This is a genomic window from Mesorhizobium sp. M1B.F.Ca.ET.045.04.1.1 (assembly GCF_003952465.1).
Taxonomy (GTDB): Bacteria; Pseudomonadota; Alphaproteobacteria; order Rhizobiales; family Rhizobiaceae; genus Mesorhizobium; species Mesorhizobium shonense.
On record NZ_CP034448.1, the window covers coordinates 7,232,761 to 7,249,532 of the forward strand.

Here is a 16,772-nt window from a genome sequence, read left to right on the forward strand (position 1 = left end):
CCGCCCGGCTAATCGAGAAAAGGCAGCACCACAAGCGCTTCCGGGTCGAGCCCGTGCTGGGCGCAAATACCCTGCGCCAGGGAAAAGTAGCGTTCGGCCTCGGCCAGATTATCGAGGTCGAGATTAAGCGTTGCGAGACCATCATAGCACGGAAACAGCAGTTGGGGCTCGCCCGTTTCGCGGGCCACGTCCAGTGCTTCGTGGAACAAGCCGACCGCCAGTTCCGGACGGCCGTTGCACTGATGGATCTGCCCAAGCACGATCAACGGCACCGGCAGGTGCTCGCGCTGGTCGAGCGCCCGGTCGATCTCGATGGCCTTCTCCGCGGCAGGCACGCCTTCCGTCGGGCAGCGATCCGTGAAAGTACAACATGCGACCGCCAGATTGGCGAGGAGGCGCGCCTGGAAACCCAAATCACCAATATGGCGCGCCACTTCAAGACCGCGCCGACAGACCTCTATGGCCTGCGCCGGATTGATGGTCGTGTAAAGCACGCCGAGATTGGTGTAGCCGCGGCAGGCCGCTCCCAGCAGACCGGCGTCTTCGGCCAATTCAATGCTACGCTCAATCTGACGCACCGCTTCAAGGTTTCGCCCAAGGCGAGCCAGCGCGACAGCCTTGGTGTTGAGTGCCTCGGCGGTCACAAGAGTGGCATCACGCCCTACCTCGGAGACATGCTCTGTTGTCAGGGTGCGTACGCCATCCAGGGCGGCGTCCGCCCATTTTGCCGCGAGAGCGTGATCTCCGCTACGGAACGCCTGTCGGCCACGTTCTTGCCACAGATGCGCCTGCTCGATCGGGGCATCCGCTCCATCGAGGAGCGCTGCGGCTTCAGCGTAGCGGGATTCTGCGCTGTCCCGCTTGCCGACGTCCCAGAGCAGCCGACCGATCTTGCGCAAAACTCGCGCCGAAGCGACACGATCGGCTGCGTCGCGGTATGCCTGCAACACCGTCTCGTAGTGGTGGTGCGCGATTTCGCGGCGGCCTGCCGGGCCGCTCAAATCGGCAATGCGCTCTGCGATTGCCAGTTTGAGCGGCGTTTGCCCGATCGCGCCCAACGCGGTCAGTGCTCGCTCGTAGAAACGAAGGGCGTCGTCGTTGGCGTATATCATGCGAGCGCGATCGCCAGCCGCCTGCAGGTATTGCGCGCCCTTCTCCCGCTCGGCGCTCTGTGCGAAGTGATGGCCGAGCACGGTCAAATCCTCGAGCCGTTCCGGCTTGTCGCCGCACAGTCGCTCCAAGGCGGCACCGACCCGTCCGTGGATGTCGGTCCGGCGTTGCAGGAGCAGATTCTGGTAGATCACGTCCTGCAGCAATGTTTGCGTAAAGCGGTAGCTTTGCGACGAGACCGAGCCCGATCCGGCGACTTCCTCGATGATTTCGGCATCGCAAAGCAGCTCGCAGCCGGCTTCCAGCCGGCCGGGGTCGGCTGTCACGGCTTTCAAAAGTGTCGCATCGAAGCGCGGGCCGATCACCGCGGCCTCCTGGGCCAACCGGCGCACCTCCTGGGGCAGCCGGTCGACGCGAGCAAGCAGCATTGCCTGGATGGTGGCGGGAATGCCGGTTGCAACTTCGCCCCCCACAGTCCGCCATCGCTGGCCCTCGCGCGTCAGTACACCGCGATCGATAAGTCCGCGAACGATCTCCTCTATAAAAAGGGGGTTGCCGCCCGCGCGCTCGAGGATCTGGTCGAGAAGCCCTCCTGCGGACTTTACCCAGCTCTCGCCGAAAAGCGCCGCCAGCAAGCTGCGTCCGTCACTACTATTGAGCGGTGAAAGCCTGAGCGCCGTGTGACTGACCCGACTTGAGTCGAGCTGGCCACTGTCCGGCGCCGGCCGATGCGTGACCAGCACCATCAACCGCGTGCGTTCCAACCTGTCCATCACGAAACGCAGTGCCTCGAGCGAAGCGGCGTCGGCCCAGTGCAGGTCTTCGACAACGATCAACAGGGGCGACAATGCAAGCCGCCGTTCGACGATTGTGCGGACTGCGTAGAGAATTTGCCGCCGCAGCTGCTCGGGCTCGACATGCTGCAACGTAGCATCGGGGTCGCCAAGGCCAAGCACATGGTAGAGCAAAGGCATCAGCCGCTGCGCCTCCTCGCCCTGCAGACCGAGATCGGTAAGCAAGGCTGCGAGCTTGCCCCGCATTTCGTCCCCATTGTCGTTTTGCATCATCCCGGCAGCGCTGCGCACCACTGCGCCCAAGGCGCCAAATGATTGTTCACCCAGCGGTGAGCACGTGGCCTGCCGCACGGCGACATTGCGAAAACGATCCTCGTCGCCGACGCGGGCAACGAACTCCTTCACCAGCCGCGATTTCCCGATACCGGCTTCTCCGACGAGGCGGACGAGTTGCGCCGAGCCGCTGCACGCCTGGTCAAGGCTCGCCAGCATTCTCTGGAGCTCCGCACCACGACCTACCATTGGCGCGCTGAGGCCGAGCGCCTCGAGTCCGCGCGCTGCGCGCGGCGCCGCAAGCGGTGCATCCAGTCGATGGACGAGAACACTGCCGGCCTTGCCGCGAAGCACGACATCACCCAACGGCTCGTAAGAGAAGGCATGCCGGGTCAGCCTGTGAGTGAGCTCGCCTACCAGCACCTCACCCGGTGCGGCCAGCGATTGCAGGCGTTGCGCCGTATTCACCGTGTCGCCGGTCACCGAATAGGATTTGGCGGTGCCGATGCCCAATCCGCCAGTGACGACCGGACCAGTGTTTATGCCGATGTGGAGCAACAGAGGCGATCCGGAGTGGGGGGCGTTTTCGCCGAGCCGCGCCGTCCGGGCGATCATGTCGAGAGCGGCGCGAAGCGCGCGTTCCGGATCGTCCTCATGCGCGACCGGCGCACCGAACAAGGCGAGCAGCGCATCGCCGATGAATTTGTCGACGAAACCACCGAAGCTTCGCACGGCCGCCGTCAATTCCTTGAACAGTTCGTTCTGCAGCGCTTGCATCACCTCGGGGTCGAGCTGCTCGCTGAGCGTGGTGAAGCCGCAAAGGTCGGCGAACAGGACCGTTACCGTCCGGCGATCGGCGTCAGAGACGGGATGCAGCCCTTCTTCGCTTTCGATGTTCGGAAGCAGCGACGGAGTTCGAGATGGCGGCACGATGGTCCGGCTTGGTGTCGGAGCAGGCCGTTCGACGGCCTTTGCCGGCGCACCGACGCTTGCCCCACATTTCGGACAGAACTCGAAATCAGGTGCGCAGAGGTAGCCGCAGCTGGCGCATGGCACGGGCTGGCGCCTGCCACACCTCGGACAGAAGGCGTAACCGCCCTCAACCTCGAAACCGCAGCCCGAGCAGTCCATGGAACAAGACCTCACTTGGGGCCGTGACGACGTGATCGCGCTACGCACTTCACGGCCGCAATATTCACAAGGATGAACCGATAACCGTCGACCAGCAAGCGGCAGCGCAAATGGCATCGAGCGATCCGTGCGGGTCAGGTGGCAGAGCGCCGCCGATTCGGGCGGCTGCGTGGCCGTCGTTTGCGAAAATTCCCTCTTACCCTCCGTCTCCTGCTATCGTGGAGATGAGGTGACGGACCATGAGCGAGAATCGTAAGCTGGTCGCAATCCTGGCTGCAGATGTGGTCGGATACAGCCGGCTCGCGGGCGCGGACGAAGATCGTACCTTGGCGAGATTGCGGGCGCTGCGCAGCGACCTGATCGATCCGACCATCGCAGTGCACCACGGGCGGGTGATCAAGCGCACAGGGGATGGGGCGCTGGTTGAGTTTCGCAGCGTGGTGGATGCCGTGCGCTGCGCCGTTGAGGTTCAAAACGGTATGGTCGAGCGCAATGCCGGCGTGCCGCAGGACCGCCGCATCGAGTTCAGGATCGGCATCCATCTGGGGGATGTGGTCGAAGAAAGCGACGGCGACCTGATGGGCGACGGTGTCAACATCGCCTCGCGTTTGGAGGGCGTCGCGGCGCCCGGCGCCATCTGCCTATCCGAGGATGCCTATCGCCAGGTCAAGGCGAGGCTCGACCTCTCGGTCAGCGATCTCGGCAGCACACAGCTCAAGAACATCGCCGAGCCGATCCGGGTCTATTCGCTGCAAGTCGGCGCCGGGACCAAGGCGGCCGCGGCCTCGGAAACCGCGGCGAGCCGTCTCGCGACGGCCGCGCCGCCGAAACTGTCGATCGCCGTCCTGCCGTTCGCCAACATGAGCGGTGACGCCGAACAGGACTACTTCGCCGACGGCATCTCTGAAGACATCATCACGGCGCTGTCCAAGCTGTCGCAGCTCTTCGTTATCGCACGCAATTCGTCGTTCACCTTCAAGGGCCAGAACGTCCGCGTGCAGGAGGTGGGCACGAAGCTCGGCGTGCGGCATGTGCTTGAGGGCAGCGTACGCAAATCTGGGAACAGGGTGCGCATCACCGCGCAGCTCATCGATGCGACCTCGGGCGGCCATCTTTGGGCGGAGCGGTTCGATCGCGACCTGACCGACATATTCGCCGTGCAGGACGACGTGACGCAGCAGATCGTCGGTGCGCTGGCGCTCAATCTGACTGAGGGTGACCGTCAGCGGCTGGCGCCCGAGCACCCGCGCAACATCGAGGCGTATGACTGTTTCCTGCGGGGCCGAGAGCTGTGGTACCGGCTGACGAAGGAGACGAACATCGCAGCCCGCGACCTCTTGCAACGTGCCATCGAACAGGATCCGGAGTTTGCCTCTGCCCACGCCTTCCTCGCCCTCACGCACGGGCTCGATTACCTGAACAGGTGGAGTGCGTCGCCGCCGGAATCGATGGCGCAAGCGGAAGAGGTCGCAACGCGAGCGGTAATGCTGGATGACAGCGATCCCTGGGCGCACTGGGCGCTGGCTATCGTCAAGCTGTACACACGACGGCACGATGGGGCCATCGACGAGGCCGAGCGCGCGATAGTCCTCAATCCGAACTTCGCCGAAGGGCACGTCATCCTCGGCGAGGCGCTGTACTATTCGGGCAGGTCCGAGGAGGCCCTCGAGAGCTTCGCCCGGGGGAAGGCCTTGAATCCATACTTTCCGGATGTGCTTCTGCACTTCCAGGCTTTGGCCTCGTTTCAACTAGGAAGGTACGAGGAGGCCGTTGACCTCTTGATGCAACGGCTGGCTCGCAACGCTGTCACCGACGTCTCGCGCGCGCTTCTGGCCGCCAGCTACGGCCATCTGGGCCGTTTCGCCGAGGCCCGCACGGCCTGGCAGGAGGTGCTTCGCGTCAATCCCGACTATTCGCTGGACTACCGTCGCAAAGTCTTGCCCTACAAGAACCCTGCCGATTTCGAACTCGTGGTGGAGGGGCTCCGCAAGGCCGGTATCGTGCAATGACCGGTGAGGCCATGTCAGGTCAGGCCTTGAACTGCAGCCGATCGCGATGGACCCTCCGCGACCGTTTGTTTCCGTTTGGCTGCCGTTAACTTGAAATGAGGCCTGAAGCGAGGCTCAGGTCGCCTTGATCTCGGCCTGGCCGATCTTGCGCCACCGGGCGTCTTCGCGAACCAGTTTCAGGCCGTCGGTCGTCTCGGCAAATGTCCGCAAACGGTATTGCCGGAGCAGGTCCGGGAAGAGCGCCCCTTCCGGCAGACCGGCAAGCTGGTCGCGGACCGAGATCTTTTCATCGATGACCCGCATGCCCCAGGCATTTTCCCGAACCTGCAGCTCCGCAGCCAGATCGCGCTCTTCCGGTGCGTTTTCGTCCAGCGCAGCCAGCAGGATCGAGTGGAAAAGCGCCACATAGCCAATCTGTCTCAGGCCGCCCACAACCCGCACGCGCGGCAATATGGCGAGGACGAGGAACGTCAGGAACAGGTTCGGCAGCAGCACCCCGTCCAGCAGCGCCTGCTTGAGATGCGGCCGCTCGAACGGGATGGAAAGACCATGCGGCCTGTCGGGCTCGATCAGGTGCCCGTCCTCGAGGACGAGCTTGCGCACACGCTCCTCTCGGATGCCCCAGAAATAGGCCGTGGCATCGGGCAGGAATCTGCCAAACGGGCCCGATGCGGCCTCTTTTAAGGCACGTTCGAGACGCTGACGCCTTGCAGGCTCAATCAGCAGCCTCGAAAGAAGGCTGCCGTCATATTCCAGATGCCGCGCCATGGCGGCCGCGGCGAGCCGATCATCGATGAAAACCGGCAGGGTCATGCCGCAACGATCCCAATCGGCCACCAGATCTTCGTTGAGGGCTGTCAGCGCATCGGCGGCGATTCCAAACACCTTGTCCTGGCTGGCAAGCAGTGTGCCCAGCCAGCGGCTGGCATCCGTTTCGTCGCCCACCGCTTCGAGCGCGCGCTTGTTGAGAGTGACGGGACCGGCCGCGCAGGCGCTTTTGCGGCACAGTTTGTGGCGCCCCATGCCAAACAGGTTGACCTTGTCGTCGCCGACATCGAGCCATCCCGGCCCCTCCCGGCCAATTGTCTCCATGGTCATCGTCGTTCCCATGAAGCCGAAGAAGGCCGACAGCCCGTTTTCGACCGCGCCGAGCCAGGCAAGCAGGAGGGCATCGAAGGTGATCCGGTCCATCAGAAGCAAGCAGTGCAGGCCGGCCTGAATCACCGGTCTCTGCTCGAATTCTTCGAGGGCCTTGCCGATCTCTTCGGGCTGCATGATCACACCAAGGCGCCGATGCAGGACTTCGCGCAGGATCGAGCGGGCAGCGACCGCCGGGCCCGATGCGGGCTTTGCCACCGGCCGCCACAGATGGCGGGCGTAGTCGGAAACCGGTGCATTCCAGTTCTGCTCGATGTCACGCACGACTTCCGGGCAGAGCAGCGACAGCACAGCCAGAATTTCCACCGGAGGCGTAGGGATAGGGTCAACTGCGGCGGTCATTGGTTTCGTCTAGCCGCTTTGCGGTGCAAACGCCAAGGGAGACCAGACGTGCTGGATGCGGCCGGCCACACGAAGATCGTCAATTCGATCAAGATGGTGTGAGACGAAATTGAGCGTATCCAACGGAGTTCTCCAGCAATCACCTGTTCGCGGGTCTCGGCGCGAACTGTTAGACGGCTAAACAGTCAGGGCCAAACAGCGGGACTCAGAACCGCAGCCGGGCCATGCTCAGGAGGTCTTGGTACTGCCCGTCGGTAAAACCTGCCTTCACATGCCGGCCCTCGACCTCGAAGCCGTGGCTTGTGTAGAGACGGATGGCCGGTTCGTTGTCGGCATAGACGGTCAATTCGACCCGCTTCAGGGCGCGCCAGTTGTCGGCCACGTCAAGCAGCGCGCCAAGTATGGCAGAGCCGATGCCCTTGCCGACAAAGGCATCGTCAAGGCCGATATTGATCTCGCCGACATGCGAACGGCGCGGCGAACCCTGCACGACCAGCTTGCCATGGCCGACGACCTTGCCGTCCAATTCCGCAACGATCCAGGTGGTCTCCTGGCCGGACTTGGCGATGCGCCGCTCCACCTGCTCCACCATCTCGAAAGGCATCCTGAACGTGCCGCGGCGGAAGCCCGGCATGTTGAAGATGGCGCAAAGCGCCTCCGCGTCGCTTGGCCGGACTGGCCGGAGCTGCGGCTGGATTTTAGCGGAGGATGGCGAGGTCGTGCTGGTCATGGCGTTCCGGCGAAGACAATCGGCCCGGCACGATGCACCGGACGGCACCTGAAAATCCAGCCGTCTCCGCAGCCTATGACGCCGGTTGCGAGCTAAAATACCGGGAGGCGGCGTAGAGTTTAAAGACGCCGCTGACGCCGATCCACCCGAAAAGGGCGAGCCAGCACAATGTCCCGGTCGCCCTCCAGTCGATTCGGTGCACCGCAGCGTCGGTGAGGGCGAGGCCAAGGATGGCAAGCAGGCCAACCAGAAACTGCGCCAGGCCGAGCACCAGCAGTTCCTCGCGCGGCGCGCTTCTCCAGACGAGATATGTACCGCCGGCACCGGCAAGGAAGATGGCGCTGTAGACCTGAGCGTGGAAGCCATCGACCGGCCATGGCCAGAAGCCGCTGAATGGCAGGGGGAACAGCAGCAGGCCGACGCCATAGAGCCCGAGGATCGCCGATTCCACGGCCATGTAGCCGCGCCATGCGGGATTTAAGGCCGCGCCTTTTGCAGAAGGACGGGCCCTGGTCCGCCACAGGAACAGCCCGGATACAGCGACCGAGCCCAGATAGACCAAAAACCAGAGCCAGGGCGCTTTGCGCTCGAAATTGAAATAGCCGAGATTGACGAACGAGGCCCCCGACACGATGACGGTGAAGATGAAGGCCATAACGAGCACGAGCCTGCCGGGCGACCAGCGATTCCAGACCAGCAGCGCCGCCATCACGACCATTTCGGCCGTGTAGAAGCCCCCGAGAAAGCGGGCATTGAACGGCGTGACGGCCCAGGGCCAGCGCGGCTTGACCAGCACGGGCGCGAAAAACAGGCCGGCGCCTACGATCAGGACGATGATGACAACCGCCGAGAAAAGCCGCAGGGCCGCGGGAAATGGCGGGTTGTCGGATGTCGGCATGGGAGAAGTCCCAAACATGAATGCCCTAGGGACCATCATAGTGCCGCTTGCGGCCGGTGAAAATCCGCCGAACGGAAATTGAACTGTCACCAGGTTTATCCATTCGAATGGCCGTACGGCCCGTTTCGAAGTAAGATGGAACGCTCGGACCGAGGACCGGCCGGTCAACACGGCTCGGGGCGCATTTTCCGGAGCCTGCACGATGAACGAAGCTCAGGATCTGTTCTCGCTTCTGCGGCAATCGACCGACGTCGATCCACAGGCAATCGACGCGATCAAGCGAACCGTCACGGAGGGCAAGGACCGCGAACTTTGCCGCATCAACGCGCCGGCCTTCGCCAGCAAGCATGGCCTCGACGAGGAACGCACCATAAGCGCCTTTCTCCATGCGGCGCGGGTGGGCATCTTCGACATTTCCTGGAATGTTCTATGCCCCGGCTGTGGCGGCGTGCTCGACACCAACGCCACGCTGAAAACCCTGCAGAAGGACGAATACACCTGCGCGCTGTGCTCCGAGGGCTATTCGCCAACCCTCGACGAGATGGTCGAGGTGACGTTCACCGTCAGTCCCCGCGTGCGCAGGATTGCCGCCCACAATCCACACGAACTGCCGTTGGTGGAATATTTCCGCCAGATCTACTGGGGGTCCGGCGTCGATCTGCCGGAAGAGGATTTCGCGAAAACGATGGAAGCGTTCTCGCTGGAGGATATCGAGCTTGCGCCCGGTGAAAGGGCGGTTCTGCCCATACAGCTTCCGTCCGAATTCATCATCGTCTTCGAGCCGGTCACCCATTCGGTGCAGTTCATCGACGTCAAGGGCGAACCAACAAGGGAGCGCCGAAGCCTCTCTTTGGTCTTCGACCGCGAGCATGTCCAGAGCCAGACGCTGGAGATGCAACCCGGCCCGTTGCGCATTTCGCTGGAAAACAGGACCGACACCCGCGTGCTGCCGACGGTCTTCATCGCCGGCCGGGAATTGCATGATCTCCTGGGCAAACGCCGGCCTTTCCTGACCGCCAAGCGCCTGCTCACCAACCAGACGTTCCGCGATCTCTACCGCACGGACACGCTCGACATCAACCAGCGCCTGAAGATCACCAGCCTGACCTTCCTGTTCACCGACCTGCGCGGATCGACCGAGCTTTACGAGCGGGTGGGCGACCTTTCAGCCTTCGATCTCGTGCGCGAGCATTTCCAGGTTCTGCACGAGATCGTCGCGGCGGAGGCAGGCGCGGTGGTGAAGACGATCGGTGATGCGGTGATGGCGACCTTCCCGACGCCTGATCGTGCGATTGCTGCGGCCCTCAGGATGCGCGATGCCATGCGTGCGCTCAACGACAAGAGCGGTCGCGAGGATCTGCTGCTCAAGATCGGAGTCCATGCCGGCCCCTGCATCGCCGTGTCCATGAATGAGCGACAGGACTATTTCGGCCAGACGGTCAACATTGCCTCGCGGGTCCAGAACCTTGCCAACGCACAGGCGATCTTCGCCACTCGTGCGGTGGTCGACGACAATCTTACCGCCGATCTGTTGCACAGGAACGCGCTGACGCCCGTGCCCCACGAAGTCTCGCTGCGCGGCATTGAGCGGGAGATAGCGATATATACGATCCCCTGAAGACTTCGGTCGTCTCGGGCCCTCACACGCGCCTGCAGACAAAATAACGATCGGCAGGCACCGAGGGCGGCGGCGGGAGGCGTTGCAACCGCGGGTGATCGAGCGGCGTGCCGCTGACCGCGATGCCGCCGACGCGAAGCAGGCGCGCGGTCAGATCGGGAAGCCAGGTAGCGGTCACTGCATCGCGATCTTCATAGCCGGTGCCGATGTCGGCGTGAACAAGAGCGGCGTCGATGCCGATGAACCTGATCGCCGTCTCGCGTATTTCCCCGAGCACGAGGTTTTCAGGCTCGGGAATTGAGCTGGCGTGTGCGGCAAGCGCGCGGTCGAACGCCACGATCCGGCGTCCAGGCAGGCGCTCGCGCAGATGGTGGAACGTCCGTCCATTGCCGAGGCCGAACTCGATCACCGGCCCCTCCATCTTCGCCACTTCCGCGCAGACTTGATCGAGAATGTCGCGCTGTGCCGTCATCCTGCGGATGAAACTATCGAGGCGACTCATATGCGATCGTATGTCCTGAACCGGTCCACGAAATCGGCAATGCCTCCGACCAGGGCGTTTGGCGGCTGAAACCCGAGAGCGGCGTGTTAAACCCCGATCGGACCTTGCCGCGTATAGAGGCCAACAATGAACATTGCAACAATCGGACAGGCCGCCGACAAGGACCTTACCGGCACCCCGCGCGGTGGAATAGCGATCTCATTTGTAGGGGTCTGCGGCGTCCCGCAAGCCGTCGCCGAGGAAGTTGAACGCCAGGATGACGAGAATGACGGGGAGTATCGGCAAAAGCAGCCATGGATAGAACGCGATCACGCTGACGCTGCGGGCCTCGGTGAGCAGGATACCCCAACTGGTGATCGGCGCCCTCAGGCCGAGCCCGAGGAAGCTCAGCGCCGTCTCGCCCAGGATCATGCCGGGTATGGAGATCGTCGCCGCCGCGATCAGATGCGACATGAAGCCGGGAATGAGGTGCCGCCGGATAATGCGGCCGCTGCTGGCACCCATCAATTGCGCGGCCAGAACGTAATCCTCCTCCCGCAAGGCTAGAAGCTTTGAACGCACGGCCCGCGCCAGTCCGGTCCAGTCGAGCAGCCCGAGAATGACGGTGATGCCGAAATAGATCAGAATCGGACTCCAGGTTATCGGCATGATCGCCGCCAGAGTCATCCATAACGGAATGCTGGGGATCGATTGCAGAACTTCGATTATCCGTTGAACGACCAGGTCGAAGATGCCGCCGTGATAACCGGCCAGTCCTCCGATGACTATGCCGAGCAGGAAGCTGAAACTGATGCCGACGAGGCCGATTGTCAGTGAAATGCGTGCGCCATAGATGATGCGCGAGAGCACATCGCGCCCCAGCCTGTCAGTGCCGGCCAGAAAGAGCTGGCCGTTTTCGGCAGGGCAGACAAAATGCCTGTCACCTTCGATCAGGCCCCAGAACCGGTAACTGTCGCCCTTGCAGAAGAAACGGATCCGCTGAACATCGTCCTGTTTGTCGACGTAGTTCCGCTTGAGCGTGTCCATATCCAGCGTCATCTGGCGGCCATAGACGAAGGGCCCGACGAACTGGCCGTTGTGGAACAGGTGCACCCGCTGCGGCGGCGCATAGATGTAGTCCATGTTGCGCGTGTGTAGATTGTAGGGCGCCAGCCACTCGCAGATCAGTATCCCGAAATAAAGCGCTGCCAGGAATATGCCGGATATAAGGGCAAGCCTGTGCCGCCGGAATTTCCACCACATCAGCCGCAACTGCGACGCCTGAAAGACCTTCGACTGCTCCGGCGTCATCGCCTCGACCGACTGCAGGTCGAAGGGCGCGATGGAAACGTAGTGTTGCAGCGGGGCACCCGGAGCGGGCAGCGGCGATTGGGTGTTCATTTGGTGCTGCCGCCCTGCAATCGAATTCGCGGATCAAGCAGCGCCAGCGCCAGGTCGGAAATCAGGACGCCGATGACCGTCAGGAAGGCGAGGAACATCAGGAACGACCCTGCTAGATACATGTCCTGGCTTTGCAGCGCCTTGATCAGCATCGGTCCGGTCGTTTCCAAAGACAGCACGATCGCCGTGATTTCGGCGCCGGAGATGATGGCCGGCAGGATGGAGCCTATATCCGAAATGAAGAAATTGAGCGCCATGCGCAGCGGATATTTGACCAGCGCCTTGAAGGGATGAAGGCCCTTGGCGCGAGCCGTCACGACATATTGCTTGTGAAGCTCGTCGAGCAGATTGGCGCGCAGCCTCCGGATCATGCTCGCCGTGCCGCCGGTGCCGATGATCAAGACCGGGATCCAGAGATGGGCGAGGATCGACTTCGCCTTGGCCCAGCTCATCGGCTCGCCGAGATATTGCTGGTCCATGAGATGGCCGATGGACGTGCCGAACCACATGTTGGCGAAATACATCAGGATCAGCGCCAGCATGAAGTTCGGAATGGCAAGCCCGAGAAGGCCGAAGAAAGTCAGGCCGTAGTCGCCCCAGCTGTATTGATGCGTGGCGGAGTACATGCCGATCGGAAAGGCGATGAGCCAAGTGAAGACGATCGTGACGAAGGAAACCATTACGGTCAGCCACATTCGGTCCCCGATGACGTCGCGAACCGGCAACTCATATTCGAAGGAATAGCCGAAATCGCCGTGCAGCATCCCGCCGACCCAGTAGAAGTAGCGAATGACCGGCGGCTTGTCGAAGCCATATTCCTTCCGCATCATCACGATGCGATCGGAATCCACCGCTTCGCCCTGAGCCCGAAGCTCGGCGACATAGCTGTCGAAGTAGTCGCCTGGGGGAAGTTCGATGATCGTGAACACCAACGCCGATATGATCAGCAGCGTTGGAACCATCACAGCGATGCGCCAGACAATATATCGAAGCACGCTCAGGACTCTCCAAGCCAGAATGTATCCGGCATGTAGACACCGAAATAGGCGGTCGGGTCGTAGCCGTAGAGCGCCTTGTCAGGCAGATTGCGCAGCCGCGAGGATGCCAGGACCGGCTGATACGTTCCGTTTACCGTGCCGATCGAAAACACCTGATCGGTGTAGATCGACAGCATTGAATTCCAGATTTCGGCGCGCTCGGCGGCTTCGGTCGATGCGTTCCAGCGCTTGAGTAAAGCCATCAACTCGACCACAGGCGGAAGATCGGGCGCCTCACCGACCGTGCCATGAGACAGGTAGTGAGCGCCCCAGAGCGGCCATTGCAGCTGGTCGTCGATGGTGGGGGCCAGCTGGTATGGGTTCATGTCGGCGGTCGGCACGCCATTGTCGATGCCCGACCACATCGACATCATGATCTGGCCGCCAAGCGCGCGGCTGCGGAAGATGTCGCGCTGCGAAGTCCGGATGAACAGGGCGATGCCGATCTGGCGCCAGTGATCGGTGATGAGTTCGAGCGCGTCGGTTTCCAGCGTGCTTTCGCCGGCCGTCTCCACTACGATCTGCGCCGGGCGCCCGTCGGAAAGTATCCGCAAGCCGTCATCGTCACGCGTCTTAAGCCCGACCTCGTCGAGCAGGGCATTGGCCTGGTCCGGATCATGGGCGACCCAGGCTTTCGCGAATTCCGGCCGGTAGAGCGGGCTCTCCGGCAGGACCGTATCGGCACTTTCCTGCGCCAATCCGTAGAACACGGCCAGATTGATCTCGCGCCTGTCCACAGCGAGCGAAAGCGCGCGGCGCACGCGCACGTCGCGAAGAAGGCCACGCCACACCTTGTCGGCACAATTCAGATTGGGCAGCAGCGCCAGCCGCGAACCCTGTGTGCGCTTCCAGAGATGCATCTTCACCGGGTAGCGCTTCTCCGCATCCTTCAGGAAGGCGTAATCGCTGAAGTCAATTCCCATGCCTTGCAGGTCGCTCTCGCCCGCACCGGTCTTGGCGGAAATGATCGCCGACGAGCTGACATTCATGACGATCCGGTCAACATAGGGAAGTTGCCGGCCATTCTCGTCTATTCGATGAAAGAACGGGTTCCGCTCGAAGACGAACTGCTCAGCCGGCGGCTTGGTCCGGTTCCGCCAGGGATCGAGCGTCGGCAGATCCGGGTTCTCCGGGCGATACTGCCGCGACATGCGGATATGCAGGAGCGTCCATTTCTGGACCCGGTTCTCCTTCATCAGGCCGGCGAGCCGGAATGGATCCTGGTATTTTTTGTGGAACTGCTTGAGATAGGCGGCCGGCAGAACGAGCGATAGCGGCGAAGCGGCAGCGAGCTTGGGCAGAAAGTCGGGATTGGGCGCATCCCAACTATAACGGACCGTCAAAGGATCGACGATCTCGAAGCGCGGCGGCTTGCCGTCCGCCAGCAGGACCGGGGCGAGCCCGCCCTGCGAAAGCTCATCGTTCAGCCAGACATCTTCCCAGCAATAGCGAAAATCCTCTGGCGTCAGCAGGCTGCCGTCAGACCATTTGTGTCCTTCCCGTATCTTGAAAGTGAAGACGCGATCATCCGCTACGTCGAAACTTTCGAGAATGTCGGGCTGCATGTTGAGCTTTTCGTCATAGCCGACCAGGCGAGCATACCCGTAGATCGTCATCATCCGGATATCTTTCTGGCTGCCGATGATCGTGCGCAGCGTGCCGCCATACTGGCCGGGCTGCCGGCCCATCGCAGCGAGATTCAACGCGCGCGGGCTCTTGGGCAGGCGTTCGGCGAGTGCCGGCAGCGCCCTGGCCTTCAGTTGCGGCTGAAGAAATTCCGGCTCCAGATCGCCGGCGCGCAACGTGCCCGGCAGAAATGCCGAAGCCATGAAGCCAAGGACTGTGCGCCGGCTGATCAATGGCGTAGCTCGCTGACATCGGCCGAACGTCGGGCCAGCACGAGGTGGCCGCCGCCAAGATCGAGCGGCGACAGCATGTCCTCGTCGCCCTCGTCGCGGAATTGCGGTCCCCACGCGCTGGTGTCGGAAGCGCCGCTGAGCTTCAGCGTCTTGAAATCCATCGGCCTGTCGAGGTCGGGGAAAGGCACCGCGGCGACCAGCGAGCGCGTGTAGGGGTGGACGGGTTTCCTGAGCAGAACTTCGCGCGGCGCAAGCTCGACGATGCGCCCGCCGCACATCACCGCGATGCGGTCTGCCATGTAGTCCACCACCGCCAGGTTGTGGGATATGAACAGATAGGTCAGGCCCAGTTCCTTCTGCAGGTCCTTCAGAAGGTTCAGGATCTGCGCCTGGACAGAGACATCGAGCGCCGAAACCGGCTCGTCGCAGATCAGCAGTTCAGGTCCCAGCGCCAACGCGCGCGCGATGCCGATACGCTGACGCTGCCCGCCGGAGAAACTGTGCGGATAGCGCTTGATGAAGCGCGGATCGAGCCCGATTGCCTGCATCAGGCTCTTGACCGTGGCGAGACGGGACGCGGCATTGCCACGTTGATGGATTTCCAACGGCTCGCTCAAGATGTTCTCGACCGTCATGCGAGGTGAAAGAGATGAAACCGGATCCTGGAAGACCATCTGGATTTTCGCGCGCAACATGCGCAGGGCGTCGCCGTCGCCTTGCAAGACGTCGATCGCTCCATCGCGGCCGTTGAAGATCACAGAGCCGCCGTTGGGGGTGACAGCCCGCATGAGGATCTTGCTGACGGTGGTTTTGCCGGAGCCGCTTTCGCCGACCAGCCCCAGGCACTCACCCCGCCTGATATCGAAGCTCACGCCGTCCACGGCGCGAACAGTGGTTTGATGATCCCCGCCGAACCATCCGGACTTGTGGATGGTGAAGACCTTTTTCAGATCTCTGACCGACAGCAGGATGTCGTCCGGTCCCTTCCATGCCGGCGCCGTCTGCTTGCCGAGCAGGTTCCCGACATTCACCGGCACCTCACGGAGCGCTTTTAGCCTTTCGCCAGGCTTCAGGTCGAAATGCGGAACGGCCGCCATCAGGCCCTTCAGGTAAGGGTGGCCTGGCCGGCGGAAAATCGCCTCGACGGGTCCCGCTTCCATGATCTCGCCATGGTAGATGACCACCACCTCGTCGGCGACATTGGCGACCACGCCGAGATCGTGCGTGATCAGCAGCATCGCCATGTTCAGCTTGGTCTGAAGCCCGCGCAGCAATTGCAGGATTTGCGCCTGGATGGTGACGTCCAACGCCGTCGTCGGCTCGTCGGCGATCAACAGGGCCGGCCGGCAGATAAGCGCCATGGCGATCATGGCGCGCTGACGCAATCCTCCCGAAAGTTCAAAGGGATACATGTGATAGGCGCGTTTGGGATTGGGAAAGCCGACAAGGCCGAGCATTTCCTCGGTCTGCTCCTTTCGGTCCGCCCGAGCCATGGGCGAATGAATCTGCAGGGATTCGCTAACCTGGTTGCCGATCGTGTGCAGCGGCGATAGCGATGTCATCGGCTCCTGAAAGATCTTGCCGATGCGGCTGCCTCGCAACGCCCGGATTTCGGGTCCATCACGCGGCATCTGCAGGATATCCTGCGTCGTGCCGGGCTTTTCAGGATCGGAAAACAGAATACGGCCGCGAACATGGGCCGAGCTTGGCAAAATGCCCATCACCGCCTGGCTGAGGACCGATTTTCCGGAACCTGACTCGCCCACAAGCGCGGTAACCTTGCCGGGCAGGACGCGAAGATTTGCGCGCCTGACGGCATGCAACGGTCCCCCGATTATGGCAAAGGAGATGCCAACATCCTCGATCCGCAGCAGATCAACACCCGAATTCATTCCACACCAGCCCCACTCTGGCAGATCCAGAAAGCGAGA

The 16,772-nt window shown here is 62.3% G+C and carries 11 protein-coding genes; 2 read left to right on the forward strand and 9 right to left on the reverse strand.

Annotated features, from left to right (window positions below):
- Positions 1-8 precede the first annotated feature (8 nt).
- Positions 9-3,308: an adenylate/guanylate cyclase domain-containing protein gene (locus EJ071_RS35685; protein WP_189521341.1), complete on the reverse strand. Its 3,300-nt coding sequence runs from the start codon at positions 3,306-3,308 to the stop codon at positions 9-11.
- 239 nt (positions 3,309-3,547) lie between these two features.
- Here EJ071_RS35685 and EJ071_RS35690 point away from each other — a divergent pair, with 239 nt between their 5' ends.
- A complete protein-coding gene (locus EJ071_RS35690) occupies positions 3,548-5,317 on the forward strand; it encodes an adenylate/guanylate cyclase domain-containing protein (RefSeq protein WP_126102038.1) in 1,770 nt (589 codons plus the stop codon).
- A 114-nt stretch (positions 5,318-5,431) separates the two neighbouring features.
- Here EJ071_RS35690 and EJ071_RS35695 read toward each other — a convergent pair whose 3' ends face one another.
- The 3 genes from EJ071_RS35695 to EJ071_RS35705 form a co-directional block, all read right to left on the reverse strand.
- Positions 5,432-6,817 carry a hypothetical protein gene (locus EJ071_RS35695; protein ID WP_126102039.1) on the reverse strand — a complete coding sequence of 462 codons (1,386 nt, stop codon included), beginning with the start codon at positions 6,815-6,817 and terminating at the stop codon, positions 5,432-5,434.
- A gap of 205 nt (positions 6,818-7,022) precedes the next feature.
- A complete protein-coding gene (locus EJ071_RS35700; RefSeq protein ID WP_126102040.1) occupies positions 7,023-7,547 on the reverse strand; it encodes a GNAT family N-acetyltransferase in 525 nt (174 codons plus the stop codon).
- Between the two features lie 73 nt (positions 7,548-7,620).
- Positions 7,621-8,613, reverse strand: a complete 993-nt coding sequence (locus EJ071_RS35705; RefSeq protein ID WP_245460102.1) for a hypothetical protein — start codon at positions 8,611-8,613, stop codon at positions 7,621-7,623.
- A 34-nt stretch (positions 8,614-8,647) separates the two neighbouring features.
- Between EJ071_RS35705 and EJ071_RS35710 the strand changes: the two genes are divergently transcribed.
- The gene (locus tag EJ071_RS35710) at positions 8,648-10,063 is read left to right on the forward strand and encodes an adenylate/guanylate cyclase domain-containing protein (RefSeq protein WP_126102042.1); all 1,416 of its coding nucleotides are present in this window, start codon (positions 8,648-8,650) and stop codon (positions 10,061-10,063) included.
- Positions 10,064-10,085: 22 nt separating this feature from the next.
- Here EJ071_RS35710 and EJ071_RS35715 read toward each other — a convergent pair whose 3' ends face one another.
- The 5 genes from EJ071_RS35715 to EJ071_RS35735 form a co-directional block, all read right to left on the reverse strand.
- A complete protein-coding gene (locus tag EJ071_RS35715; protein ID WP_126102043.1) occupies positions 10,086-10,565 on the reverse strand; it encodes a class I SAM-dependent methyltransferase in 480 nt (159 codons plus the stop codon).
- Between the two features lie 198 nt (positions 10,566-10,763).
- Positions 10,764-11,945: an ABC transporter permease gene (locus EJ071_RS35720; protein ID WP_126102044.1), complete on the reverse strand. Its 1,182-nt coding sequence runs from the start codon at positions 11,943-11,945 to the stop codon at positions 10,764-10,766.
- The gene (locus EJ071_RS35725) at positions 11,942-12,940 is read right to left on the reverse strand and encodes an ABC transporter permease (protein ID WP_126102045.1); all 999 of its coding nucleotides are present in this window, start codon (positions 12,938-12,940) and stop codon (positions 11,942-11,944) included. The genes EJ071_RS35720 and EJ071_RS35725 overlap by 4 nt, the downstream gene beginning before the upstream one ends.
- Positions 12,941-12,942: 2 nt before the next feature.
- Positions 12,943-14,841, reverse strand: coding sequence for an ABC transporter substrate-binding protein (locus EJ071_RS35730; protein WP_126102046.1), 1,899 nt, complete (start codon positions 14,839-14,841; stop codon positions 12,943-12,945).
- Positions 14,838-16,733 carry an ABC transporter ATP-binding protein gene (locus EJ071_RS35735; protein WP_126102047.1) on the reverse strand — a complete coding sequence of 632 codons (1,896 nt, stop codon included), beginning with the start codon at positions 16,731-16,733 and terminating at the stop codon, positions 14,838-14,840. The genes EJ071_RS35730 and EJ071_RS35735 overlap by 4 nt, the downstream gene beginning before the upstream one ends.
- Between the last annotated feature and the right edge of the window lie 39 nt (positions 16,734-16,772).

Bases quoted from the DNA above. Each gene is read 5' to 3' on its own strand.
- EJ071_RS35685 (WP_189521341.1), bottom strand. From the start codon at position 3,308: ATGGACTGCTCGGGCTGCGGTTTCGAGGTTGAGGGCGGTTACGCCTTC.
- EJ071_RS35690 (WP_126102038.1), top strand. From the start codon at position 3,548: ATGAGCGAGAATCGTAAGCTGGTCGCAATCCTGGCTGCAGATGTGGTC.
- EJ071_RS35695 (WP_126102039.1), bottom strand. From the start codon at position 6,817: ATGACCGCCGCAGTTGACCCTATCCCTACGCCTCCGGTGGAAATTCTG.
- EJ071_RS35700 (WP_126102040.1), bottom strand. From the start codon at position 7,547: ATGACCAGCACGACCTCGCCATCCTCCGCTAAAATCCAGCCGCAGCTC.
- EJ071_RS35710 (WP_126102042.1), top strand. From the start codon at position 8,648: ATGAACGAAGCTCAGGATCTGTTCTCGCTTCTGCGGCAATCGACCGAC.
- EJ071_RS35715 (WP_126102043.1), bottom strand. From the start codon at position 10,565: ATGAGTCGCCTCGATAGTTTCATCCGCAGGATGACGGCACAGCGCGAC.
- EJ071_RS35720 (WP_126102044.1), bottom strand. From the start codon at position 11,945: ATGAACACCCAATCGCCGCTGCCCGCTCCGGGTGCCCCGCTGCAACAC.
- EJ071_RS35735 (WP_126102047.1), bottom strand. From the start codon at position 16,733: ATGAATTCGGGTGTTGATCTGCTGCGGATCGAGGATGTTGGCATCTCC.